The organism is Brucella rhizosphaerae (assembly GCF_002252475.1).
In the GTDB taxonomy this organism is placed as follows: Bacteria; Pseudomonadota; Alphaproteobacteria; order Rhizobiales; family Rhizobiaceae; genus Brucella; species Brucella rhizosphaerae.
Genome location: NZ_NNRK01000024.1, coordinates 21,171 through 46,023 on the forward strand (window position 1 = coordinate 21,171; position 24,853 = coordinate 46,023).

The window sequence follows — 24,853 nt, forward strand, 5'->3', positions numbered from 1 at the left end:
GTCGGGATAAGGAAGGTGGATCATGAACAACGACCGCAAAGACTCCCACTTGCACCTGTCAGATATGGTCTGCTTCGCGATCTATTCGACCGCGAATGCTCTTACCCGTGCCTATCAGCCCATCCTGAGCAAGCTCGACCTCACCTATCCCCAATTTCTGGTGATGCTGGTTCTATGGGAAAAGGACGACCAGACGGTCTCGGAAATTGGCGGAAAGCTTAATCTTGATTCCGGCACCTTGACCCCGCTCCTCAAGCGCCTTGAAACTGCTGGCCGCATCAGACGCCGCCGTGACCCACAGGATGAGCGGCAGGTGCGTATCACATTGACCGATGAGGGGCGAGCTTTGCGCGAAGCTGCGGAAAGTATCCCTGAGCAGATTTTCTGCGCACTCGGCCAGCCATTGGACGACCTGCAAGATATGCGTGCCCGATTGCTCGAAATTCGCGGCAATCTTACCGATAGTATCTCGCGTTAACAAAAAAGCGCCGGTTTCCCGGCGCTTTCGTTTTCAGATTATAGATCAGAATTTAAGCAGCCAGCGCCTTTGGCGTGATCAAGCCGCGAGCAACCAGAAGTTCTGCGATCTGGATCGTATTGAGAGCAGCGCCCTTGCGCAGATTGTCAGAAACAATCCACATGGCGAGACCGTTTTCGACGGTGATATCTTCGCGGATACGGCTGATGTAAGTCGCATCTTCACCAGCCGATTCATAAGGCGTGATGTAACCACCGTCTTCGTGCTTGTCGATGACCTGACAACCCGGCGCTTCGCGCAGGATTTCGCGGGCTTCTTCAGCACTGATCGGGTTTTCAAACTCGATATTGACCGCCTCGGAATGTCCGATAAAGACCGGAACGCGTACAGCCGTCGCAGTAAGCTTGATCTTCGGATCAAGCATCTTCTTGGTTTCGGCCATCATCTTCCACTCTTCTTTGGTGTAGCCGTCTTCCATAAACTCGTCGATATGCGGGATCACATTGAACGCAATGCGCTTTGTGAACTTCTGCGTCGTAATTGGATCGGCCACGAAAACCGCACGCGACTGCTGGAACAATTCGTCCATGCCTTCCTTGCCAGCGCCCGAAACGGACTGGTAGGTCGAGACAACCACGCGCTTGATTTTGGCGGCATCATGCAAAGGCTTGAGCGCGACAACAAGCTGCGCTGTCGAGCAGTTCGGATTGGCAATGATGTTCTTCTTGCGGAAACCTTCAATCGCGTCAGGGTTCACTTCCGGAACGATAAGCGGCACATGGGAGTCATAACGCCATGCAGACGAATTATCGATGACAACGCAGCCCTGCGCACCAATCTTGGGTGACCATTCCTTGGAAATGTTGCCGCCCGCTGACATGAGGCAGATGTCGGTATCGGAGAAATCATACTGGTCGAGCGGCTTAACCTTCAGCGTCTTGTCGCCGTAAGATACTTCCGTACCCTGGCTACGACGCGAAGCGAGAGCCACGACTTCATCAGCCGGAAAACCGCGTTCTTCGAGGATATTGAGCATTTCGCGACCGACATTTCCGGTGGCGCCGACGACTGCAATCTTAAAACCCATTTACCTTCTCCTGTCCTCTCCGCTTCCATAAAAACCCGCGACCAGCGGGCCTTTTCCCTGGGCCGGACCCGGGGAGAGAGGGCGAGCAGGCCAAGGGGTCAGACCGTTTTGGTGGTCGTTTTAATGCAAGTGGCCGTGGTAGTTTTGGAAACGGACGCCATAGGGCTGCCAATGGCGATGAGGCCATTCAGTCCACACAGGCTATGTGATGCGCGAGAAGCGTTCACGGGATTGTCTCCTTTTCCGACTGCGCTTTTAAGCCTTCTGAAAAAAGAGTCAATGATTTCTCGATGTGAAGCGCAACAAAACTGCTCAGAAATACAGGAACAATGCCGCATATTACGCAGCATCCAGACAAGAAAAAGTCCCGCGCGGCAAATGCTGCGCGGGACTTAGGATCAGATGGTCAAAATCAGTAAAGCAGACGGGTGCGAACTGTGCCCGGAATTTCACGCATCGCCTGCAGAACCTCTTCCGCATGATCTTCCATCGCATCACCTTCGATCACAACGTAGCCGACTTCACCATCGGTCTGCAGAAACTGGCTGACGATGTTGATGTTGTGCGAGGAGAAAATATTGACGAGGCTGTTGAGGATGCCCGGACGGTTTTCATGCACATGCATGAAACGCGTACCGCTTGGGCGTGCAGGCAGCTGCACCTGGGGGAAATTAACCGCACCGAGCGTCGAGCCAACATCGGAATACTCGACCAGCTTGCGGGTGACTTCCAGACCAATGCGTTCCTGCGCTTCTTCAGTCGAACCACCGATATGCGGAGTGAGAATGACATTCTCCAGCCCCTGCAAAGGTGAAACGAACGGATCCTTGTTCGAAGCAGGCTCTACTGGAAACACATCGATTGCAGCACCGGCAAGATGGCCTTCTTTCAGAACCTTTGCCAACGCTTCCAGATCGACCACGGAACCGCGCGCGTTGTTGATGAGGAAGGCACCCTTCTTCATCTTGCGCAGCTTCGCCTCGGTGATCATCTTGGCAGTCGATTTCGTCGACGGTACGTGGAGGCTGACCACGTCGGAAATCTCAAGCAATTCGTCCAGCGTTTCAGTCGGAATCACGTTGCCGTATTGCAGCTTGTCGGTCATGTCGAAATAGCGAACCGACATGCCGAGGCTTTCGGCGAGATTACCGACCTGCGAGCCAATATTACCATAGCCCACGATGCCCAGCGTTTTGCCGCGCACTTCACGGCTGCCAGCAGCACTTTTATCCCAGCCGCCAATATGAGCTGAATTGGAGCGCGGGAAAATCCGGCGCATCAGCATGATGATTTCACCAATCACCAGCTCAGCCACAGAGCGCGTGTTGGAGAAAGGCGCATTGAAGACCGGAATACCGCGCTTGCGGGCAGCCTTGAGATCAACCTGATTGGTGCCAACAGAATAACAACCGACCGCGATCAGGCGCTGCGCTGCTTCAAACACTTCATCGGTGAGCTGCGTGCGCGAGCGAATGCCGACAATATGCGCCGACGAAATCGCTTCGATCAAATCCGCCTTGTCCAGCGCCTTCGGCATGTGAACGACGTTGGTGTAGCCGGACGATTTGAAGTAATCGACAGCTGACTGGTTGATGCCTTCAAGAAGAAGAACGTTGATACGCTCACGCGCGAATGAAAGACGTGCAGTCATAGTTGGGGCTTTCAGGCCTAGAGCGTCGCGTGTCCTGCCAGGTGCACAAAGGACGCTCTAATAATTTAAATTTGCCGCATCATTTCGCCTTAAACCGATCCAGATCTAAGGAATGATGTAGCAGGGCACAGTGCTCGCTCAGCGACATTGATCAATCCACAAATGTCGTCACCGCGATTTTTTGGGGCATGCTGATGATATCAGCCATATGAGTTTGTCGGCATTTATCGCGAGAGCGACTTAGCACCCAAAGCCCGGGGAAAAAAGTCAATTCGACGAAAACAGGCTGATTTGCGTCGTATTTGGATAATCATTCCAGTTCGCCGCCAGAAGAGCAGCGCCGAACGTCAAAAATACGTGCCAATGCCTGCTGCGCGACCTAATCTTCAGAGCGACTCATTGTCGTGCGGCCCCATTCATAGTGATTGTTTAAAGGAAACGGCGGCAGCCAGGACTCGCGTCGAATGGTCCAGAGCTCATAGGTTGGCGTCAACTGATCGATAGCATCCAGAGAGCCAAGATTGATCTCAACCTCATCGCCCGAACGGGAAAGAACGGACGACCCACAACGCGGGCAGAAGAAACGCCCTTCGTAATCGCCTGGATTGCCATCGATTGTAACGGAGGCCTCGGGGAAAATTGCTGAGGCATGAAACAGCGCTCCATGCTGCTTGCGGCAATCGAGGCAGTGACAGATGCCAACCCGATATGGGCATCCGGACGCGACAAATCGAATATCCCCGCACAAACAACCACCTGTAAAACGGTCCATCTACTAGCTTCCTCGAATAACGCCCCAGTGAAATGCTACCCCCAAATACCCATCCGGTCCAATTTGACTTTGGGTCAGGGCACATGACCTTTCTTCTCTGAGTTAAAGCCGCTGCTTTCTCATACTAAAAGATAATAAACGGATTAAACGATTCAGTTCATCATGCCCTCGTGGAAAAAGTGCGCGGAAGTTGGAGGAGAACGTCCGCACACGTCAGCAAAAATGCTGTTGGGAGGAACCAATGTCAGTTCAATCGAGCGCCAAGGCCGGCGCACCTAAAATGACGCGCGAAGAAAAGAAGGTGATTTTCGCTTCTTCGCTCGGCACTGTATTTGAATGGTATGATTTTTATCTCTATGGAACGCTGGCTGCTTTTATCGGCGCCGCGTTCTTCAATGAATATCCGGAAACAACCCGTAACATCTTCGTCTTGCTCGCCTTCGCAGCAGGCTTTCTTGTGCGTCCGTTCGGCGCACTCGTCTTCGGACGCATCGGCGATCTCGTCGGTCGTAAATACACCTTTCTCATCACCATCGTCATCATGGGCGCTTCGACCTTTCTCGTCGGTATTCTGCCCGGATCGGCAACACTTGGTATCGTCGCCCCGGCAATCCTGATCATTCTGCGCATGTTGCAGGGTCTGGCGCTGGGTGGCGAGTATGGCGGTGCGGCAACATATGTGGCCGAACACGCACCGAATGGCCGACGCGGCTTCTATACTTCATGGATTCAGACAACAGCAACATTGGGCCTTTTCCTATCGCTGATGGTCATCCTAAGCATTCAGAACGTGATGACGACAGAGTCCTTTGCTGCCTGGGGCTGGCGTATTCCATTCCTGGTTTCAATCGTGCTGCTGGGTATCTCGGTCTGGATCCGCTTGCAGATGAGCGAATCCCCCGCCTTCAAGAAAATGAAGGAAGAAGGCAAGACATCCAAGGCACCACTTACAGAAGCATTCGGTCAGTGGAAGAATGCAAAAATTGCCCTCATCGCTCTGTTCGGCCTGACAATGGGTCAAGCTGTTGTCTGGTATACCGGCCAGTTCTACGCGCTGTTTTTCCTTCAGAACGTCCTTAAGGTTGAAAATCAGTCGGCAAACATCATGGTCGCGTCCGCGCTTATTCTCGGCACCGGCTTCTTCGTCGTTTTCGGCTGGCTCTCGGACAAGATTGGCCGCAAGCCGATTATCATGGCAGGCTTGCTTCTCGCTGCAGTCACCTACTTCCCGCTCTTCAAAGCGCTGACGCAGGCGGCTAACCCTGCACTTGCTCAGGCTGAACAGACAATCCGTGCCACCGTTTCTGCGGCACCTGGCGACTGTAACTTCCAGTTCAATGCAACCGGCACGTCGAAATTCACCAGCTCCTGCGATATTGCAACAAGCTTCCTGTCGCGCAGCGCTGTACCTTATGACGTTGTAACCGGACCTGCCGGACAGCCTGCAACCGTCAAAATCGGCGATTCAACTGTTACGTCCTTCGATGCGAACCAGGCTGGTGCGGAAACAACTGCCAAGCAGGCTGGTTTGACACACGACATCAATCTGGCTTTGCAGAAGGCAGGTTGGCCGCTGGTTCGCAGCCCGGCAAAAGTTGCAGATTCAAAGCTCGATGCATTCATCGCGGCCAATCCGGAACTGCAGCTCAATGCTGAAGCTGTTCGCGCAGGCGACAAGGCAAGCATGTCGAGTGCAGATCTCGTCAAGAACAAGATCGTCACCCAGGCAGAAGCCGATGCTGCAGCCCAGCCTGAGCAGGCCGTCTACACCATCCCCAATGCCGGTGCGTTCAAAATGGTTGCCGACCCGGCCCAGATCAATTGGGTCATGACGATCGCCATTCTTACCGTCCTCGTGCTCTACGTCACGATGGTCTATGGTCCGATCGCAGCTATCCTGGTTGAAATGTTCCCGACCCGCATCCGTTATACCGGCATGTCGCTGCCATATCATATCGGCAACGGCTGGTTCGGTGGCCTTCTGCCGGCAACCGTATTCGCGATGAGTGCGGCTAAGGGCGATATCTATTACGGCCTGTGGTATCCGATCATCCTTGCAACGATCACGCTGATTATTGGCATCATGTTCGTCAAGGAAACCAAGGATGTCGACCTCAACAAGATCGAGTAATCCGCGAGATTTTTGAAGCAGAAACGCCGCCCATTTGGGCGGCGTTTTTTTGTGAAGGACTATCAACGATATTGCGCTTCGATTTCGATCAGCTTCTGCTTGCGCCAAAGACCACCGCCATAACCCGTCAACGATCCATCGGCACCAATCACCCGATGGCACGGAATGATGATCGCAATCTGATTGGCACCATTCGCGCGGGCTACCGCGCGCACCGCAAGTGGCTTATCGACCGCTCTTGCAATCTCGCTATAGCTTCGTGTCTCTCCCGCCCCGATATTCTGCAATTCTCGCCATACATCACGCGTGAATTCGCTACCGTGATAAATAAGCGGAATATCGAAATTTGCGGATTGACCTGCAAAGAATGCCTCAAGCTGCTTCTCAAGCACATTATGGGCTGGATAACGTCCAATACCGATCGCGCCATGACAGGCCTTGTGCAGCTTCTTGAGCTCCTGCGGCAGAGCCTTGCGGTCCGCAAACTCCAGAAGATGTACCGCCGACTGATCACACACCGCGATCATCGTACCGAGTGGCGTCTTGATCCAGTCGGCACGCAGCAATCCGTCTTTCTGCAATTGTGCTGGCTGTAGTCCCAAAATTCGGGCGAACGCATTGCGGAACGCATCGGGTGATTCAAAACCGGCATCCACCTGAGCATCAATGACGCGATCCCCTTGCGCCAAAGCCTGAAAACCTTGTCGCAACCGTTCCTGCCGCGCCATTTCCAGAAACGTAATCCCGAAATGCCGTCGGAAACTGCGGCGCACGGTCGAGGGGTCCAACCCCATGCCAGCCACATCATCTTCACTCCAGCGTCGTTGGGGCTGCGCCTCTAGCGCTTTCAGCAAACGCTCCACAGAGGCATCCGCTTCCGCTGCAGGCTGTAATGGATGACATCTCTTGCACGGTCTGAAACCGCCTGCGATGCATTCGGGAACAGAGGCAAAGAACCTGCAGTTTTCTTTCAGAGGCTTTCTTGCCGGGCAGGTCAACCGACAGAAAATGCCGGTCGAGAGGACACCAACATAGGCTTTGCCCTCGTAAGCGGCGTCACGGGCAAGCAATGCGTCATACAAAACGTTGATATCTGGGAGTGTGTTCAACATACCTATCATTCTTAACGTCTCTGCCGGGAATTGCAGCCGGAAATCGGGCGTTTATTTTCCGCTACACTATCAACTGCCCAGTGCTAACTTGTGCTCTCATGTACTGACAACCGCTTTACCAAAACAGAACAATTCGTTTCATTTTCAGTAAGCAACGCGCTATTCATCAGGAAACAGCAGTTCTTGCTCATCGTTGAGAAACTATAGATACAGGTGGAAATTGCCTTCTGGAGTTGAGACCACCATCAGCGCCGCTGATGCTTTTTCTCATATGAGAATTATCAATGGCATGGGCATCAGTCTGTGCCTGTCGCGACTTCTTATCTTCGCATCCAAATTCGTCCAGCATCCCAATAAGCATAAAGTTTCTTATATGCACATTGGCTGGATCGTGGTCGTTTTCCTCTGGATCATCCAGTTCTGGTGGGAATATTTATTTCAAAGCGGGACCAAGAGCTACAATATCTACACCTATGTTCTTGACCTGCTCTATGTCTTCAGCCTCTTCTTTGTATGCGTGACGTTGACGCCCGATGATATCAAGGAATATGGCGACTACGAAACCTATTTCCTATCGAGGAAGATTTGGCTTTTCTCGCTCTTCATCTTTCTCAACTTGGTACAGTTCCTGAATGGCACAGGTCCGCAATTCTCAGTAGACAACAAAGAGTCCTATCTGGGCGAGTTTATCCTGTTTGCAGCTGAAACCGCAGCCATACTCTTTGCCATGCGCTTAAAGCGCAAAGGATTTCAGTATTTCTTTATCGCGCTGCTGATCGCTGGCGTGTTTGCAGATTTTACATTGCAGTTTGATTAAACATTAAAACAAAAAAGCCGCCGTGCGGTGTTCACACGGCGGCTTTTCATAGTTACTCAATCAGTGATTAAGCCGAAAGTGCCTTGAACTTTTCAAGGATCGCATCGCCCATTTCGACTGTACCAATCTTGGTATTGCCTTCCGACCAGATGTCAGCAGTGCGCAAGCCATCATCAAGAACACCAGCAATTGCAGCTTCGAGACGATCAGCTTCATCAATCAGATTGAACGAATAGCGCAGACACATGGCCAGCGAGGCAATCATTGCAATCGGATTGGCAATGCCCTGGCCCGCGATGTCAGGTGCGGAACCATGTACCGGCTCATAAAGCGCCTTACGCTTGCCAGTCTTGGCATCGGCAGCACCGAGCGAAGCGGATGGCAGCATGCCGAGCGAACCGGTCAGCATTGCAGCAACATCAGAGAGCATGTCGCCGAACAGGTTGTCGGTGACAATCACGTCGAACTGCTTAGGCCAGCGGACGAGCTGCATACCACCAGCATCGGCCAGCATATGCTCAAGTTCCACATCGGAATGCTTTTCCTTGTGGCGCGCCGTAACGACCTGATTCCACAAAACGCCCGACTTCATCACATTGCGCTTTTCCATCGATGTGACTTTGTTGCGGCGGGTGCGCGCAAGCTCAAACGCCACATCAGCAATGCGCTCGATTTCGTAGGTATCATAAATCTGCGTATCGATACCGCGCTTCTGGCCGTTGCCCAGATCGATGATTTCCTTCGGCTCACCGAAATAAACACCACCGGTCAATTCGCGCAGGATCAGAATGTCGAGACCTTCGATCACTTCCGGCTTCAGCGACGACGAATGTGCGAGCGCAGGATAGCAGATTGCAGGACGCAGATTGGCATAGAGTGCCAGATCCTTGCGCAGGCGAAGAAGACCTGCTTCCGGGCGCATTTCATAAGGCACGCTGTCCCACTTCGGACCGCCAACAGCACCGAAAAGTACGGCATCGACAGCAAGCGCCTTTTCCATATCAGCGTCAGAAATGGCTTGTCCGTGCGCATCATATGCCGATCCGCCAACCAGACCTTCCTCGGTTTCAAAACCGAGATTAAGACCGGAGTTGAGGAAAGAGATAATTTTGCGGACCTCAGCCATTGCTTCAGGACCGATGCCATCACCGGGCAGGAGAAGGAGTTTTCTGGATGCCATAATGCCAAGCCTCTGTTTTTTCTCGCACAATAACGGCAGGGAAATGAGATTCCGAAATCGTGCTTTCAAGTTCCGCGAGGGTTATAGAGCCCCCTCGCGTGGCAAGCAACAACCAGCGGCGTGAAATTTATGAAAAAGAACAGAGGATATGTAGAAATTTTATAACAGCAATTGCCAGCTCGGATAGGAGGTCGCGCGCACCCTATTCCAGAGCGCGCGCTTCCGATGGAAGCATGATCGGAATACCGCCCCGTACCGGATATGCAAGCTTGGCTTTCTCTGAGATCAGCTCGCTGTTCTCAGCATCATATTTCAATGATCCCTTGGTCAGCGGACATACAAGCAACTCAAGCAGCTTTACGTCCAGATTGCCGGTATCTTCATTCTCAGTTCCGGGCTCAGTCCCGGGCTCAGTCATTGGCTCAGTCATTGGCTTTTCCTAAAGCTTGTCTCCCAAAAGTGGGAACTGCCTTCGCAGGGAACTCAGTCACCGGACTGAATTCTTGTCCTATCACGATGAGATAAAATACGACCCACTTTGGCACTCATTGCAGGCGCGAGCCATAATCATCCTTGACCTTGGCGAGAACCATTTCAGTGATAGCGATTAGTGTGGCTGCGCGTGTTTTCAAATCGGGCGCTTCCAGCAACGCTTGCTTCTCTGCAGGCCCGAAAGGCGACATCATCGACAAGGCATTGACCAAAGTGTCGTTGCCAGCACGCGAAATGCTGTCCCAATCCGCTTCCAGATTGTGCACTTCAAGATAATCCCTGAACGCGCGGAGAAGGGCTTCACGGTCAATCTCGCCCAGATCCGGCGCATTTTCCAGATCAGTCAAAAACGGTGCAATCCGGCATTGCCGATAAGGCTTGCGGCAGTTGATTTCATCCAGCACCCGGAACCGGCATATGCCCTGAAGCGTAATAAGGACACGTCCATCGCCGGTTTCCGCATATGTGGTGATGCGTCCAAGACAACCGACCTGGCTTAATTGCGGTCGTGCAGTCTCGTCAAACCGGTCGCTGTCATCCTCGTCCTCATCCTCGCCACCGGAGCTTTCTTCGATGCGCGGCTGGATCATCGCGATAATCCGCTTTCCGGCCAGCGCATCTTCCACCATCTCCAGATACCGAGGCTCAAAAATATTCAGCGGCAGCTGTCCACCGGGCAAAAGCAACGCACCTCTCAATGGAAAGATCGACACCAGATCCGGTATATCGGCGCCCGTCCGGTAACGGGCATTGCCCACTTGCATTACACTCTCCCTTAGAACGCCCCCCTTCAACCTTGTCGGGGCGCGTGTCAAAATCAGCTACATCGCGTCCTGTTCAGGAAAACAGGAGCGACGAAAGCTTGCGACGGGCACCCAGAGTTGCCGGGTCCGTATTGCCCCACGCCTCGAAGAACTGCAAAAGCTGCATACGCGCGCCATCGTCATTCCAGCTGCGATCAGCTTTCATGATCGCCAGCAATTCATCAGCCGCATCTTCACGTCGTCCTTGAGCATTACGCACCTGCGCGAGATCAAACCGCGCCTGATAATCCTTCGGGTCAGTCTGCACACGACGTTCCAGCTCTATTGGATCGCCAATTAGCTTCACCTGATCTGCAAGCGCAAGACGAGCTTCAAGCGCACGTACTAATGCCGCATCCTGCTTGTCTTCGGGCAAGCTTGCCAGAATTTCACGCGCTTTGTCTGCGTCGCCGGATTCAAGCAAACAGGTCGCAAGACCAACAACTGCATCAACATTGTCGGGTGCTACTTGCAGGATCGATGAGAATATCTGCGAGGCCTGTACAAAATCGCCCGCCTCAACCAGTTCCCTCGCCGCATTCACTGCATCAGCGATTTCAGCTTCCTGATCGCTCGGGCCGCCAATCTTGGCTATGAATTCCTTGACCTTGGATTCTGGCAACGCGCCCATAAAGCCATCCGCTGGCTGGCCATTGACGAAAGCAATAACCGCCGGAATGGACTGAATACCCAGCTGACCTGCGATTGTCGGATGATCGTCAATATTCATCTTCACCAGTTTGACCGCGCCGCCCGCTTCACGCACGGCATTCTCGATAATTGGCGTCAACTGCTTACAGGGACCGCACCATGGCGCCCAAAAATCAACAAGCACAGGCTGATTGCGCGATTCTGCCAGAACATCCGCCTGAAAACCCGCAGTCGTTGTGTCCTTGATGAGATCGCCACCGCCAACGGCTGGCGTTGTGGTGCCAAACGACACATTGCCGGTCATTTGTCCGCTTGCGCTCGAATAAGGATTGTTCTGGCTCGTCATCTGATATCCCTTATGTCTTCCAGCCTGCATATAGGGCAGCACCAAGCTGGCTTCGATATTTCAGTTCGTGTTTACAGCGGTCAATTTCAAGCCGCTTTCGCAATAGAACCGTAAGCGCAGTCTATACCGATGCCGCCGCCTTCGCATCCTCTGAAACAGCCAGTATGCGTGGTTCGTGCCCAGTTGCAGCAAGAAAGCGGATCAGATCGTCACGCCTGATTGATGTTGTCGCTTCATTGGTCAAAGGATGACCATTGATGATGTCATTTTCCATCAGACCGGCATCGAGGATAATCTGCACATTGTGGTCGGAATCATTCACCGCGCCGAACACCGTCACGCCGCCTGGAACCACACCGAGATATTCCATCAGTTTTTCAGGCTTGCCGAACGAAACGCGGCTGCTGGCGCCAATTATCTGGTGAATCGACTTGAGATCGACGACAGCTTCCTCATCCACCGTGACCAGAAAAAAATTGTCCTTCTTGTCTTTCAGGAACAGGTTTTTGGTATGACCGCCGGCTATTTCCCCACGCAGGTGCTGTGAATCTGCGACCGTGAATAAAGGCGGATGCTCGACCGTTTTAACCTCGATATCGAGGTTTCTCAGATAGTCGTGAAGTTCATGCGATGTCAGAGGCATGCTTAACCCTACTCCCCAGCTAGCCAGACTGTCTCACTCTGTTTCGTGGTTTTATATACTCTTAATGTAATCAGCTGAACACGCAATATTGTGGACTTTCTCAAAGACCGGTCTGGAGGATTCCCCTTCGTACAGGTGAATCACTCAAGGCAGAAATTTGTTGCGATTCAGAGTGGATAGACGTCAATGTAAAGCGCATAAGTTGCGCTGCGTTTGTCGATCAGCAGTTGATCAACAGCTCCTTAAACGAAAATAAATATAATAATTTCAATTGATTATAGCGAAACCAACCTTTTCTTCGCAAGAAACGGCATTTTCCGCTAAATTCTCTGTTGCAATCTCAAAGTCGTTAGTCCATATAGCGCCTGCCTGACGGAAATGACTGGCGCGAGCGGGTGTAGCTCAGGGGTAGAGCACAACCTTGCCAAGGTTGGGGTCGAGGGTTCGAATCCCTTCGCCCGCTCCAGTTTTCCGATCAGATCCTCCAAAAAATAATAAAGCCAGGCACAAACGAGCAGATAAACCTGCGCGTGAGATGCATTTATCTGTATTGAACTTCGATAAGCCAGCCTGTCAGATCGCGGAATAGATTCTCACGAAATCCGTCGACTACGCGCGAGCACCCAGAGCAGATACACACCGCCCAACAAACCTGTTGTCAGGCCAATAGGCATTTTCACACTGAACGGAAAGTGCTGGCTGGCGAGATCGGCTCCCACAAGCAGAACCGCCCCCATCAAAGCACTGGCGAGCAGCGGCACGCCTGAAACGCGAGTTAATCGTCGCACGAGTTGCGGTGCGGCGAGCGCGATAAAGGCAATTGGGCCCGCAGCAGCCGTCGCGACCGATGTCAGCCCAACGGCAGCCAGGACCATGACCAGACGGGTCGCTTCGACAGAAACACCAAGCTGGCTCGCTGCGTCATCCCCCATCTCAAGCAGATTGACGCGCTGTGCGTGGTAAATCGCAATTGGAACCACGACGACAAAGCCCAGAATGGCAGGGATCGCATGTGACCATGTTCTGGTATTCAGCGACCCCGCCAGCCAGAGTTGTGCGGACGCTGCCTGATCCAGATCACCCACAACCAACAGGACTGTATTGACGCCAGACAGTACCGCCCCGATCCCAATGCCAACCAGAATGAGCCTGTAGCCGCCAGTGGTGCGTCCTTTCATCGACAGCAGGAACACAAGAAGCGCCGTCCCTATGCCTGACAAAACCGCAGCCAAAGCTGTTTCGAACGGACCTGCGTTGAACAGGATGATCTGGACGATTGCGCCTGTTGCAGCCCCGGTTGTAAAGCCAATAATGTCCGGCGACCCGAGTGCATTGCGCGATATCGACTGAAAAATCGATCCGGCCATTCCCAGCGAAGCACCAACAAAGAGTGCCGTCACAAGACGCGGAAGACGCACACGCATAATGATACGGTCAGCTGTCGGATTGGCTCCTTCACCCATCAGACTCCTGATGATCTCGCCCGGCGTGAAAGACATTGTGCCCGTACCAATATGCAGGATGCCGAATATCAGGGCGACAAGCAGCAACAGACCACAGATGACTAGGCTTCTCATTCGCCACTGAATCGAGAAGCTGCCAATGCGACAAACGGAGCGGTTCACGTCACTCATAGCTTGGACAACCGGAATCTACGTACAACGAAAATAAAGAACGGACCGCCGATCAGCATTGAGACGATACCTGCCGCCACTTCCGAAGGGGCCGCAATCATCCGACCGATGATATCTGCACCCAGCAGCAGAATGGCTGCGAACAATGCAGAATAAGGCAAAATCCAGCGGTAATTTGGCCCAACGACTGCACGTGCGAGATGCGGCGCTACGAGGCCGACAAAGCCTATCGGCCCAGCCCCGGCGGTGGCAGCGCCTGCCAAAAGCATCACAGTCAGGCAGGACAACAACCATGTTGCATAGACATTGACCCCGAGTGCTGCTCCCAGCTCCTTGCCCAAAGCAATAGCATTCAGTTTGCCTGATATGGAAAAGGCAATGATCAATCCAGCAACAACGGAAACAGCCAATACGGCAATAACATCATACCCCCTGCCTTCGACCGAACCGGCAGACCAGTGGCGAAACTGATCGAAGACCGCCAAAGGCGCATTGATAATGATGATCCCGGTGACAGATGCAAGCACCACGGACACGCCCGCACCCGCAAGAACAAGCCGCACCGGATTTGTCCCAACACCGCTGCTTCGCCCGAGAATAAACACAGCAACGCCTGCAAGCCCGGCCCCCAGAAACGCAAACCAAACATATTGCGCCATTGTTGTGAGATTGAATGCAACGATGCCAAGAATGACGGCGACCGCCGCACCAGCATTGATGCCGAGCAGTCCCGGCTCTGCCAATGGGTTGCGCGTAACCGCCTGCATTACGGCACCCGCTACGCCCAGAGCAAGGCCCGCGAGGATTGCAACGATTGTGCGTGGAATCCGAAGCTCGCGAATGATCAGATGCTGATCGTTTTGAAGATCGGGCGACCACAAAGCTTGCAATGTATCGCCAAGAGGTATGGATCGGGAGCCAAGTGCAAGACTGGCAAGAACCGCAATTCCAAGCACAAATATACCTGCACCAAGACCCCACATCCGCCGCTGGCGCAGAGAGACGCGCGAAGCCCGGCTTCTATCCGAAAGCGATGTCAGAACAGGTGTCATTTACGAAAATGTGCGGCGACGATATCAATCAGCTGAATTCCGGAATAATAGTCGATCCGAAAAGACGTGGCACCCAATGGGTAGACCTGCTTATCTTTAACGGCAGGCAGATTGGCCAGAACCGGATCGTTCAGAAAAGCCGTTACGTCAGCATCCATCCCGCGCATTAAAAACACGCTTCTGCCAGTGATCGCAGCAGACAGATTCTCATGTGAGATAAAATCGAAGTCAGAACTGCGTGTCACCTGTTTGGCCAGCGCTTCAGGCAAGCCTTCGACCTTAAAACCAAGCGCCTCAAGCAGCTGCCCCTGAGCACTTGTTGCTTTGCCAATCGAATAACTGCTACCGATATTGTAACCGACAATGCTCACGGGTGCCTCAGAGCGCGTGATGGTGGCGGCAGCTTTGGCTGCATAATCGTCAAAGCGCGCAACCGCTGCCACAACCTCATCTTCAAGGCCGGTTGCCTTCCCAAATTCGGCTGCAATATCCTGCCAGCTCTGGTTGGAATAATTGACGACCATCGTTGGAATGCCCTGTGCTTCCAGTTCGGGATAATGCTGGAGAACACTGTCGGCACCCGTTGCAGATGCCACAACAAGATCGGGTTCAAGTGCAATGATCGCTTCAATATCGAAATCGAGATTGGAATAGAGGATTTCGACACCGCGCTCATCCGCGACCTTTGCCCATTGCGAGAAAAAGCCCTTATCGTCAGTCAGAATGCTGGGCGTGGTCGCCGTGCTTGCAATAACCGGCGCATTGATTGCAAGCAGAATTCCTGTGAGACTCGGAGCGGTTGAAACAATGCGCAAAGGCTTTGACTTTAACGTCAGCTCGCCGGAATAGTGCCTGATCGTGCGCGGCCATAGACCATCCTGTGCCAGCGCAGCTTTAAAAGGCAGCGCAAAGGCCGCAAGCATAATCAGGAGTGAAACGATGATTTTCCAGGATTTCACGGCCGACCCTTACATGAGATCGATGTTATGCGGTTCTGACAAGATAAAACCGCTCTGCTAAAACATGAATGTTCCGCTCCATATTGCAGAACGCATTCTACAATGCAATACGAGGAGCAATACGCGACACCACGCGACTACACAGACTATTGCCGACAGAAACCGGCTCGTCGACTCATTTTCCACTGAGGCCAAAGCAATGATGCATCGCCTTCACGCTGATACCGTGACGCTGAAATATGATGAAAGAACAGTCGCAACGGATTTGTCCGTGGCTATTCCGGATGCATCCTTCACGGTCATTGTCGGGCCGAATGCGTGTGGAAAATCGACACTCCTCCGGGCTTTGTCGCGTCTGTTGAAACCAACGTCCGGAAAGATCATTCTCGATGGTGGCGATATCGCAAGCCTGCCCGCGAAGGAAACAGCGCGCCGGCTCGGCTTATTGCCGCAAAGCTCGATCGCACCCGAAGGGATCACGGTAGCCGATCTGGTTGCGCGCGGTCGTTATCCGCATCAATCCTTTTTGCGGCAATGGTCGGAAGCGGATGAGATCGCCGTGGCACGGGCCATGGAAGCAACCCGGATCACCGAACTTGCTGACCGGCCCGTGGATGAACTCTCGGGCGGCCAGCGCCAGCGCGTCTGGATCGCTTTGGTTCTGGCACAAGATACGCCGATACTGCTCCTTGATGAGCCGACAACCTATCTCGATATCGCGCATCAGATCGAGTTGCTTGATCTTCTGGCACAGCTTAACAAGCAGGGGCGTACTGTCGTCGCCGTTCTGCATGAACTCAATCATGCCTGCCGCTATGCCTCACATCTGATCGCAATGCGCGAAGGCGCTTTGATCGCGCAAGGCAAGCCGTCCGATATTGTCACGGAAAAGCTGGTCGAAGAGGTATTTGGTCTTACCTCGATCATCATCCCCGACCCGGTTTCCGGTACGCCACTCATTGTTCCGAAGAGCAGCGCTGCGCAGCAGATTGCCGAAGGCGTCTAGAACAACTTAGCTTTCAGGCATTTCGAGCTTTGTATCGACAATCAGCCCACCCGTGGATTGATTGACAATGCAAGCTTCATGAAAAAGCGCCCTGCGCTCCTCATCGGTGCGCAGCTGGCCAAGATCGGCAACTGTCGTCATGACGCAAACGATTTCGCCCTGCGCATCCAGCACAGGTGAAGCCTGCCCGGTAACGTTCGACAAAAGATGGCTGGTCATCTCCGACCAGCGATCGCCGCGCACTTTATCCAGAACAGCTTTTGTGGGTGGTGTGCCGCGAAAATTTGCTGGCTGCACCTTGCGGACCGCATCAATACTGCTCTTGGGCAGGAAAGACTGAAAGACCAGACCGCAAGCCGTGTTGTCCACCGGCAACGTATCGCCAAGCGCCAACGGGTTAACCGAAAAATAGGCACTGCGATACCAGCGCACCAGCGTCGGTCCCCGATCCGTCCAGATCGCCACACCACCGCTCATTGCATGGCGCTGCGCCAATGCTTTCATATGCTGCGCTGCAATTTCCACCGCATCGACCCGCTTGAGCGCTCCGATTCCGATGCTGAGCGCAGTTGGTCCGAGATCGTAAAATCCGCTGACCGGATCCTGCTTTGCGAGCCCTTCCTTTACGAGACTTTGCATATAGCGATGCGCTGTCGATCCGCCTGTACCTGCACGCTTTGCGACTTCTCCCAAAGCGAGTTCATTCTCGGCATTGGCCAGAATTTTCAGAAACCGCGCCGCAATCGATACCGACTGGATCGTGCCGGAGCGTTTATCTCCCGCAGTCTCTGCCTCATCAGCCGGAAATTCATCCTGTTCTTTCAAATGCTCCGCCTCCCACCCGAACAGTCCCAGATCATCAATACCATTCGGTCATTTTTTTGCGCTTTGAGCGATGTGTAGCGTCAAGATCACATAAAGTCATGCCTGACATGAAACCTATTTCCATGATCTCGCTTCAAAAGTCTGTGCTTCACCCGCGCCGATGGGGCAATGCGTTGCCAATGTGCAACATCACCAGTCAGCTTGCACTCATACTGTATTGCGGTATGCATTCCTTATTGCGGAATCATAATCATAGGAATAACAGAACATGACTTACACACTCATGTTTGGGGCGTCCTATGAATATCCGTTCTACCCGTGGCTTTTTCTATAGTGTCAGCGCGTTGACGCTTGTCGCACTTGCTGGATCGCCTGCTCGTGCGCAAGATGCTCAGACGTCAACCGAATCCAAAACCCTGGTGCTCGATACACTGGTCATTACCGGCGAGAAAGTCGCTCGTGACATCAAGAATACCGCCTCATCGGTTACTGTGATTACCGCCAAGGAAATCGACAGGGAAAAGACCGGCGATTCTTCGGTGGCAGAAGTGGTTCGCGGTACGCCCAATGTCGTCTATTCCGACACAGTTGGCGCACCGGTCATTCGCGGCCAGGACAGCCAGGGACCAAACAGCGGTGCGACAGCCTTCTTCTCCGGAACAGTTCCGCGCGCCACGATCAGCCTCGACGGTCATTACCTGAACTATAACGAGTTCGTTTTTGGTTCCGCGCCAATCTGGGATGTCGACAGCATCGAAGTTTTCCGTGGCCCTCAAACCACGTCGCAGGGCGCGAATGCTATTGCCGGTGCAATTGTGGTCAACACCAAAGACCCAAAATTCGAACAGGAAGGCGCATATCAGGTCGAGATTGGCAATTACAATGCCAAGCGCACTTCGATCATGCTCAATACTCCGCTCTACAAGGATGAGGTCGCGGGACGCCTTGCTATCGACTATTCGGGTCGCGATACTTTCATCGACTATATCAATCCTGGCTTCTACTCATCGGGTACCGATCACGACTTCCAGTCACTGAACATTCGGTCGAAACTTTTGTGGCAGCCTGCCGAACTCCCTGGCCTTGAGGCCAAGCTGACCTACTCTTTCAACAAGAGCAATCGCCCGACATATGAGGCAGCAACACCTCTTTACTACGAGTTGGACTACAACGGTCAGAGTATGCCGACATGGGATCAACGAACCAATACGGGCGTTCTGGACGTCAGCTATGATTTCGATAATGGATTCAAGCTCTTCAACCAGACGCAGTTCTCCGATTCCAGTGTCGAACGCACGACGGGGATGGTGAACGGTGGCGATGCCAATATCGATCAAACCAATATTTCAAATGAAGCACGTGTCACCTATGGCGATCAGGAAGATGTTATCAGTGGCGTAGCAGGCATCTATTACGCGCATACAAAAACGGACGAAGAACTGTATTTGCTGAACGCCAGCAACAAAACCGCGAACAATTATCTCTCAACGTTTGACGACAAGAAGACAAATCTCGGTTTGTTTGGTGAGTTGAGCTGGCGCATGAACGATCAGTGGACACTCACCGGTGGTATGCGTTATCAGCAGGATAATATTCAGCGTGATGGTGTTTCCGTCTATTCGTATGAGCCCGTCAACTTTGACGAGACTTTCTCTGCATTCTTGCCGAAAGTTTCGCTGGCATATGCTATCACGCCTGACCTGACCGTCGGGGGTCTTGTAAGCCGCGGATATAATCCGGGCGGCGTCTCACTCTACCTGAACACGACCAATCCTGCATCGAGCAAGTGGAATAAGTTTGATGAGGAAACTCTGTGGAATTATGAGCTGTTCACGCGCGCTGAAGTGCTGGATAACAAGCTGGTTCTGAACGCCAACCTGTTCTACATGGACATGAAAAATGCGCAGTATAACATTCCCGTTGTCCTGCCGAATAACATCGTCCAGTCCTACACCATCAATGCCGAGAAGGCCCACGCTTACGGTCTCGAAATCGGTGCTGACTATCGTATTCTTGACAATCTGACGCTCAAATCGAGTGCGGGTATTCTGCGCACCAAGATTGATGAGATTTCAAGCAACGCTTCATATGAAGACAACGAATTCGCGAAATCTCCTGGTTATATGCTGGGCTTCGGCGCAAGCTGGGACGTAACCGAAAAATTCAACGTCTCGGGTAATGTTCGCCACACAGACGGCTACTATTCAGACGTTGCGAACACGAAGGCATATTGGGTCGGCGCCTATACAATTGCCGATGCCCGGATGAGCTACGATTTCACTGAAAAATTCCAGCTCTATGGCTTTGTGAAGAATATCTTCAATGAACGTGCACCAACCTCTTTGCAGGCAACTCGCGGTATCAGTGGGGCAACCACCCAGGCCAGCATGACCATGCCACGCACATTCGGCATTGGCATCAAGGGTAGCGTCTGATCGCTTACTCTCTATGCACACCCCGGAAATCGTTTCTCATTTTTCGGGACGTGCTCAAAATCGAACAAAACAACCGCGGGCTTTCGGCTCGCGGTTTTTGGCTTAAAACCTGAACCGGAAGTGATCATGGCTCCTCGCAAAACGCTCCATATCGGTATGTCTCTCGCTCCCACCTGGCTTAGCGGTGATGGCTGGCGCCACGCAAACAGCGACATCGAAGGCGCATTCGGATCAGACTTTTATCTCGATATCGCCAGACGTGCGGAAGCAGCCAAACTCGATTTCGTATTCCGCCCCGACAGCCTGTTTCTCAACAGCCCCATCATGGAGACAACACCGGGCTTTGCCAGTCTCGATGCAACTTTGCTGATGGCGACGCTGGCTCGTGAAACATCAAAAATTGGTTTGCTCACCACCATTTCGACGACTTTCATGCCGCCTTATACCGTCGCACGACAAGTCCTGTCACTGCACCATCTGAGCAATGGCCGGGCTGGCTGGAACATCGTGACAGCGCTTGATGGCAATGTGAATTTCGGCCTCGATGAAATGCCGACATCAGATGAACGCTATGCGAAAGCAGCCGAGTTTACTGAAGTCGTGCGCGCATTATGGGAAAGCTTTCCCGGCTCCGCCCTCAAGCGCGATCGGGACAGCGGACGCTATGCCGACACAGCGGGCATTCAGCCGATCAATCATGAAGGTAGTTTTTTCAAGGTCAAAGGACCACTCAACATTCCTTCGCTTGAGAATGTGCCAATCCCGCTTGTGCAGGCTGGCGCCTCGCCAGCCGGTCGCAGTTTTGCGGCCTCTGTTGCGGATGCAATCTTTTCTGCGACACCCGATATCGATGTGGCCATTAATCTGCGCAATGATCTGCGAACGCTCGCACAATCCCATGGCCGCGACGCGGATGATGTTCGCCTGCTTCCGGGCTTGAGTCTTTATCTTGCGCCAACACGCAAGGAAGCTGAAGAGCTGTTTTCCTATACCCATGCGCGCGGCGACCACTCCCGCAAGATCGCCTATATTCGCGATATGACCGGCCTTGATCTGACAGACTGGCCCGAGGACCGATTGATCCGCCCATCCGATCTTCCGCCGCCGCCGGAAAAAGTGCGCAGCAAAACCCATGCCGGATTGTTGCAGCGCCTTCTGCAAAGAGAGACGCTCCGTCTTGAAGATTTGTTGCGTCGCCCAGAGGTTATCAGCGCGGCCCATTGGCAGATTATAGGCACAGTCGATGATGCCGTTGCTGAAATTCGCCAATGGTCGGAAGCTGGAGCCATTGACGGCTTCATCACTGCGCCCGGCGGTTCGACATCATCGATGCATATGGCGCTTGACGAACTGATGCCAAGGCTGAGCGAAGCAGGGTTGCTTCGATCGGATTATACTGGCGATACCTTTGCCCATCACCTTAGTGAATAGGCTTGAGCCTATCAGGCAAAACTGAAGTCCAGACCAATATCGAGGTTGGGGGCGCTGTGTGTCGTCCAGCCAACGGAGATAAGGTCGACACCGCTTTCGGCGACAGCAGCCACCTTTTCTGGGGTAATGCCGCCGGAGGCTTCGGCGATTGCACGACCGTCGATTATTTTCACGGCTTCATGCAGTTGCGCAGGCGACATATTATCAAGCAACACCGCATCAACACCAATCGCCATTGCTTCATGCAATTGTTTGAGCGTATCGACCTCAACTTCTATCTTCACCATATGTCCGGCATTCGCCTTGGCACGCTGGATAGCCTCACCAACACCGCCTGCAACCGCGATATGATTGTCTTTGATGAGCACGGCATCATAAAGCGCAAACCGATGGTTCATGCCCCCACCTGCCCGCACCGCATATTTTTGCAGGGCTCGCAGTCCCGGTATGGTTTTTCGCGTACAAACAATAGCGGCCTTCGTGCCTTGAACGGCCCTGACCAGATTAGCCGTTGCGGTAGCAACACCAGACATATGGCCGAGAAAATTAAGCGCGGTACGTTCGGCAGCAAGGATGCTGCGTGACAGGCCGGATACCCGAGCAATCGTTGTGCCCTCCTGCAAAACGTCTCCGTCACTGACCATTCGCTCAAAGACCACCGAAGGATCGACAAGCCGAAATGCCATTTCAGCGACGTCCAGTCCTGCAATAGCACCCGGCTGACGAAGACAAAAAGCCATCGTTGAACGATGGTCCGAAGGTACAACAGCATTGCTGGTGATATCACCTGCAAGACCCAGATCCTCAAGGAGTGTAGCACGCACCAGCGGTTCAATGAGCAAAGGCGAAAGACGAGGCAGATCCATCATGCAGTCCTCGATAAAGGTTCAGGAAGAGCAATTTCGCGCGCCAATGCGAATGCATTTTCAAAAGTGTAAAAACTGCGCTCGGCCGCAGCAGATTTCCCCGGATAATCTGTTCGGGCATGACTGCCGCGAGACTCGTGCCGCTCAAATGCTGCAACACTCATGACAAGTGCCACTACAGCTGCATCATCCGTCTGAGCGAGCGGCAGAAGCGCTGCTATCGCCGCACGTAAGCCATCCTCGTCGCGCAAAAGACCCAGATGCCGGGAAGCAATCGATCTCACATAAGGCAGACTGGACGATGAAGATGCGGCAACGGGTGCAACTGGCAGAGCGACGGCGTGCGGTGCACATGCAATCGCGTGCCCGGCACGAAGTCCCATGACCGCCGCTTCCAGAAGTGAGTTGCTCGCCAGGCGGTTCGCACCATGTAACCCCGTGCAGGCCGCTTCTCCAACTGCCCAAAGCCCCGGTAAGCTGGTGCGCCCGGCACCATCGGTTGCCACCCCACCCATATGATAGTGGGTGGCAGGGCGCACAGGCATCAGATCACAAGCCGGATTAATACCATATTGCTTGCAAAGGGCATCGATGCCGGGAAACCGCGTTGCAAAACCAGCGCCAAGAGACGAGCGTGCATCAAGAAAAACTTTGCGGCCTTGCGCAAGTTCCCGACCAATCGCCCGTGCAACAACATCGCGTGCAGCCAATTCCTGCCCCGGAATATCGCGCATAAAGCGCTCGCTGCGATCATTGACAAGTATCGCACCTTCACCCCGCACAGCCTCGCTGATCAAAGGCAAGCGCGATGCCGACACCGCCAGAGCCGTCGGATGAAACTGCACAAATTCCATATCCGCAAGCACAGCTCCGGCGCGCCCGGCAAGTGCTGCCCCCTGACCGAGATTACCAAGCGGGGTGGTGGTTGCTTCATAGAGGCCGCCCACACCACCTGTTGCGAGCACCACAGCAAAAGCCGCAACTGGTCCAACACCTTCCAGATCAACGCCCGCAACGCGACCGTCTTGTTTGATAAGACGCAGCGCACGGGTGTTTTCTTTAACGGTTATAGATGGGGTCGTCCGTACTTTGGCAGCGAGAACGCGCATGATGCCCGCTCCCGTCGCATCACCATCGACATGGGCAATGCGGTGGCGGCTGTGCGCTGCCTCAAGACCGAGCGCATATGACCCGTCCGGCCTTTTGTCGAAATAAACACCGTAATTTTCGAGAACCGCAATCGTTTCTGCAGCGGCTTCAATTATGTCTGCTGCAACACTTGCCTCGCAAAGACCGTCGCCGGCGGCCAATGTATCCGCCAGATGGAATGCGGGGCGATCGTCCTCACCAAGGCTTGCCGCGATACCGCCCTGCGCAAGAGTGCTTGAGCCATCGCACCCAAAGGTCCCCGCTGTCACCAGCATTACCGGCTGCGGCGCAATGGTCAGTGCTGTCATCAGCCCGGCAAGGCCACTGCCGATAACGATGACTGGAGCGGCGCTCATACCGCAAGCATCCGTTCGACGGCACGCCGCGCAGGCCCGGCAATCGCCGGGTCAACCGTTACTTCATGCCGGTTATTTTCCAGTGCATCGCGAATATTGGCAAGCGTGATACGCTTCATATGCGGACACAGATTGCAGGGCCGGATGAACTCGACCTCAGGATGATCAACGGCAACATTATCGCTCATCGAACATTCAGTTAGCAGAACCACCCGTTGTGGCTTCTTCTCGCCGACAAAGTCCGACATGACAGCCGTTGATCCGGCAAAATCTGCTGCTTCCACCACTTCCGGCGGGCATTCCGGATGCGCCAGCACCATCACACCGGGATGGCTTTCACGCAATTCGCGAATATCGTCAGGTGTGAAACGCTCATGCACTTCGCAATGGCCGTGCCAGGCGAGGATTTCCACATGGGTCTCACGCGCGATGTTCTGCGCGAGATATTCGTCTGGGATCATCAGCACGCGCGGCACGCCGAGCGACTCGACCACCTTCTTCGCGTTGCCGGATGTGCAGCAGATATCGGATGCAGCCTTAACCGCAGCGGAAGTATTCACATAGGTAATGATCGGCACACCCGGATGCGCCTCACGCAGAAGCGCCACATCTCGCGGCGTGATTGAATCCGCAAGCGAGCATCCAGCGCCCAGATCAGGGATCAACACAGTCTTTTTCGGGTTCAGCAGCTTGGCCGTTTCGGCCATGAAATGGACGCCCGCGAGTACGATCACATCGGCCTCAACATCGATCGCCTTGCGGGCAAGTGCGAGACTGTCGCCGACGATATCCGCTACACAGTGAAAGATTTCCGGGGTCTGATAATTATGCGCAAGAATGACTGCATTGCGCTTGCGTTTGAGCTCGAGGATCGCCGCGACATCGTCTTCAAAACCCATCCATTCGGCTTTGGGCAGCACCGACGCTACACGATCATAAAGCTTTGATACGGAAACGAATTCATTCATGGCGGCCTC

Annotated in this window: 22 protein-coding genes and 1 tRNA gene; 7 read left to right on the forward strand and 16 right to left on the reverse strand. The window is 53.5% G+C overall.

Annotated features, from left to right (window positions below; translation table 11 throughout):
- The first annotated feature begins 22 nt into the window (after window positions 1-22).
- A complete protein-coding gene (locus tag CEV32_RS07310) occupies window positions 23-478 on the forward strand; it encodes a MarR family winged helix-turn-helix transcriptional regulator (protein WP_094575716.1) in 456 nt (151 codons plus the stop codon).
- Between the two features lie 52 nt (window positions 479-530).
- Here CEV32_RS07310 and CEV32_RS07315 read toward each other — a convergent pair whose 3' ends face one another.
- The 3 genes from CEV32_RS07315 to CEV32_RS07325 all read right to left on the reverse strand — a co-directional run bounded on the left by CEV32_RS07315 (window position 531) and on the right by CEV32_RS07325 (window position 3,988).
- Window positions 531-1,565, reverse strand: coding sequence for an aspartate-semialdehyde dehydrogenase (locus CEV32_RS07315; RefSeq protein WP_094575718.1), 1,035 nt, complete (start codon window positions 1,563-1,565; stop codon window positions 531-533).
- 412 nt (window positions 1,566-1,977) lie between these two features.
- Window positions 1,978-3,216: a phosphoglycerate dehydrogenase gene (gene serA, locus CEV32_RS07320; RefSeq protein ID WP_094575720.1), complete on the reverse strand. Its 1,239-nt coding sequence runs from the start codon at window positions 3,214-3,216 to the stop codon at window positions 1,978-1,980.
- A gap of 379 nt (window positions 3,217-3,595) precedes the next feature.
- Window positions 3,596-3,988, reverse strand: coding sequence for a GFA family protein (locus tag CEV32_RS07325; RefSeq protein ID WP_094575722.1), 393 nt, complete (start codon window positions 3,986-3,988; stop codon window positions 3,596-3,598).
- 241 nt (window positions 3,989-4,229) lie between these two features.
- Between CEV32_RS07325 and CEV32_RS07330 the strand changes: the two genes are divergently transcribed.
- Window positions 4,230-6,119 carry an MFS transporter gene (locus CEV32_RS07330; protein WP_094575724.1) on the forward strand — a complete coding sequence of 630 codons (1,890 nt, stop codon included), beginning with the start codon at window positions 4,230-4,232 and terminating at the stop codon, window positions 6,117-6,119.
- 62 nt (window positions 6,120-6,181) lie between these two features.
- Here CEV32_RS07330 and CEV32_RS07335 read toward each other — a convergent pair whose 3' ends face one another.
- Window positions 6,182-7,231, reverse strand: coding sequence for a bifunctional transcriptional activator/DNA repair enzyme AdaA (locus tag CEV32_RS07335; protein ID WP_094575806.1), 1,050 nt, complete (start codon window positions 7,229-7,231; stop codon window positions 6,182-6,184).
- A 271-nt stretch (window positions 7,232-7,502) separates the two neighbouring features.
- On the opposite strand from CEV32_RS07335, the gene CEV32_RS07340 reads away from it, so the two are divergent.
- The gene (locus CEV32_RS07340) at window positions 7,503-8,048 is read left to right on the forward strand and encodes a hypothetical protein (RefSeq protein WP_143128797.1); all 546 of its coding nucleotides are present in this window, start codon (window positions 7,503-7,505) and stop codon (window positions 8,046-8,048) included.
- Window positions 8,049-8,115: 67 nt separating this feature from the next.
- Here CEV32_RS07340 and leuB read toward each other — a convergent pair whose 3' ends face one another.
- From leuB to CEV32_RS07365, 5 genes are all read right to left on the reverse strand, one after another.
- Window positions 8,116-9,228 (reverse strand): 3-isopropylmalate dehydrogenase, encoded by a 1,113-nt coding sequence (gene leuB / locus CEV32_RS07345; protein WP_094575728.1) that lies wholly within the window; start codon window positions 9,226-9,228, stop codon window positions 8,116-8,118.
- 202 nt (window positions 9,229-9,430) lie between these two features.
- Entirely contained in the window at window positions 9,431-9,646 is a 216-nt protein-coding gene (locus tag CEV32_RS07350) for a Trm112 family protein (protein ID WP_094575808.1), read from the reverse strand.
- Window positions 9,647-9,773: 127 nt separating this feature from the next.
- Entirely contained in the window at window positions 9,774-10,484 is a 711-nt protein-coding gene (locus tag CEV32_RS07355) for an LON peptidase substrate-binding domain-containing protein (RefSeq protein ID WP_094575730.1), read from the reverse strand.
- 73 nt (window positions 10,485-10,557) lie between these two features.
- The gene (gene trxA / locus CEV32_RS07360) at window positions 10,558-11,520 is read right to left on the reverse strand and encodes a thioredoxin (protein WP_094575732.1); all 963 of its coding nucleotides are present in this window, start codon (window positions 11,518-11,520) and stop codon (window positions 10,558-10,560) included.
- Window positions 11,521-11,641: 121 nt separating this feature from the next.
- The gene (locus CEV32_RS07365) at window positions 11,642-12,163 is read right to left on the reverse strand and encodes a prolyl-tRNA synthetase associated domain-containing protein (RefSeq protein ID WP_094575734.1); all 522 of its coding nucleotides are present in this window, start codon (window positions 12,161-12,163) and stop codon (window positions 11,642-11,644) included.
- Window positions 12,164-12,554: 391 nt separating this feature from the next.
- Here CEV32_RS07365 and CEV32_RS07370 point away from each other — a divergent pair.
- Window positions 12,555-12,629, forward strand: a tRNA-Gly gene (locus tag CEV32_RS07370).
- Window positions 12,630-12,756: 127 nt separating this feature from the next.
- Here the strand turns inward: CEV32_RS07370 and CEV32_RS07375 are convergent.
- The 3 genes from CEV32_RS07375 to fepB all read right to left on the reverse strand — a co-directional run bounded on the left by CEV32_RS07375 (window position 12,757) and on the right by fepB (window position 15,808).
- Window positions 12,757-13,740, reverse strand: a complete 984-nt coding sequence (locus tag CEV32_RS07375; RefSeq protein WP_235818758.1) for a FecCD family ABC transporter permease — start codon at window positions 13,738-13,740, stop codon at window positions 12,757-12,759.
- A gap of 53 nt (window positions 13,741-13,793) precedes the next feature.
- A complete protein-coding gene (locus CEV32_RS07380; RefSeq protein WP_208620818.1) occupies window positions 13,794-14,780 on the reverse strand; it encodes a FecCD family ABC transporter permease in 987 nt (328 codons plus the stop codon).
- A gap of 65 nt (window positions 14,781-14,845) precedes the next feature.
- The gene (gene fepB / locus CEV32_RS07385) at window positions 14,846-15,808 is read right to left on the reverse strand and encodes a Fe2+-enterobactin ABC transporter substrate-binding protein (protein WP_235818759.1); all 963 of its coding nucleotides are present in this window, start codon (window positions 15,806-15,808) and stop codon (window positions 14,846-14,848) included.
- Between the two features lie 199 nt (window positions 15,809-16,007).
- Here fepB and CEV32_RS07390 point away from each other — a divergent pair, with 199 nt between their 5' ends.
- Window positions 16,008-16,814 carry an ABC transporter ATP-binding protein gene (locus CEV32_RS07390; protein WP_094575742.1) on the forward strand — a complete coding sequence of 269 codons (807 nt, stop codon included), beginning with the start codon at window positions 16,008-16,010 and terminating at the stop codon, window positions 16,812-16,814.
- Window positions 16,815-16,820: 6 nt separating this feature from the next.
- Here the strand turns inward: CEV32_RS07390 and CEV32_RS07395 are convergent, their stop codons facing one another.
- A complete protein-coding gene (locus tag CEV32_RS07395; RefSeq protein ID WP_094575744.1) occupies window positions 16,821-17,639 on the reverse strand; it encodes an IclR family transcriptional regulator in 819 nt (272 codons plus the stop codon).
- Between the two features lie 299 nt (window positions 17,640-17,938).
- Here CEV32_RS07395 and CEV32_RS07400 point away from each other — a divergent pair, with 299 nt between their 5' ends.
- Entirely contained in the window at window positions 17,939-20,074 is a 2,136-nt protein-coding gene (locus tag CEV32_RS07400; protein WP_094575746.1) for a TonB-dependent receptor, read from the forward strand.
- A 126-nt stretch (window positions 20,075-20,200) separates the two neighbouring features.
- Window positions 20,201-21,505: an NtaA/DmoA family FMN-dependent monooxygenase gene (locus tag CEV32_RS07405; protein ID WP_094575748.1), complete on the forward strand. Its 1,305-nt coding sequence runs from the start codon at window positions 20,201-20,203 to the stop codon at window positions 21,503-21,505.
- 11 nt (window positions 21,506-21,516) lie between these two features.
- On the opposite strand, the gene nadC is transcribed toward CEV32_RS07405, so the two are convergent.
- Genes nadC through nadA form a run of 3 tightly spaced genes read right to left on the reverse strand, consistent with a single transcriptional unit; the run spans window position 21,517 to window position 24,844 of the window.
- Window positions 21,517-22,371, reverse strand: coding sequence for a carboxylating nicotinate-nucleotide diphosphorylase (nadC, locus tag CEV32_RS07410; protein ID WP_094575810.1), 855 nt, complete (start codon window positions 22,369-22,371; stop codon window positions 21,517-21,519).
- Window positions 22,371-23,876: an L-aspartate oxidase gene (locus tag CEV32_RS07415; RefSeq protein WP_094575750.1), complete on the reverse strand. Its 1,506-nt coding sequence runs from the start codon at window positions 23,874-23,876 to the stop codon at window positions 22,371-22,373. Before CEV32_RS07415 ends, nadC begins: the two co-directional genes overlap by 1 nt.
- Window positions 23,873-24,844, reverse strand: a complete 972-nt coding sequence (nadA, locus tag CEV32_RS07420; RefSeq protein WP_167382762.1) for a quinolinate synthase NadA — start codon at window positions 24,842-24,844, stop codon at window positions 23,873-23,875. The genes CEV32_RS07415 and nadA overlap by 4 nt, the downstream gene beginning before the upstream one ends.
- Between the last annotated feature and the right edge of the window lie 9 nt (window positions 24,845-24,853).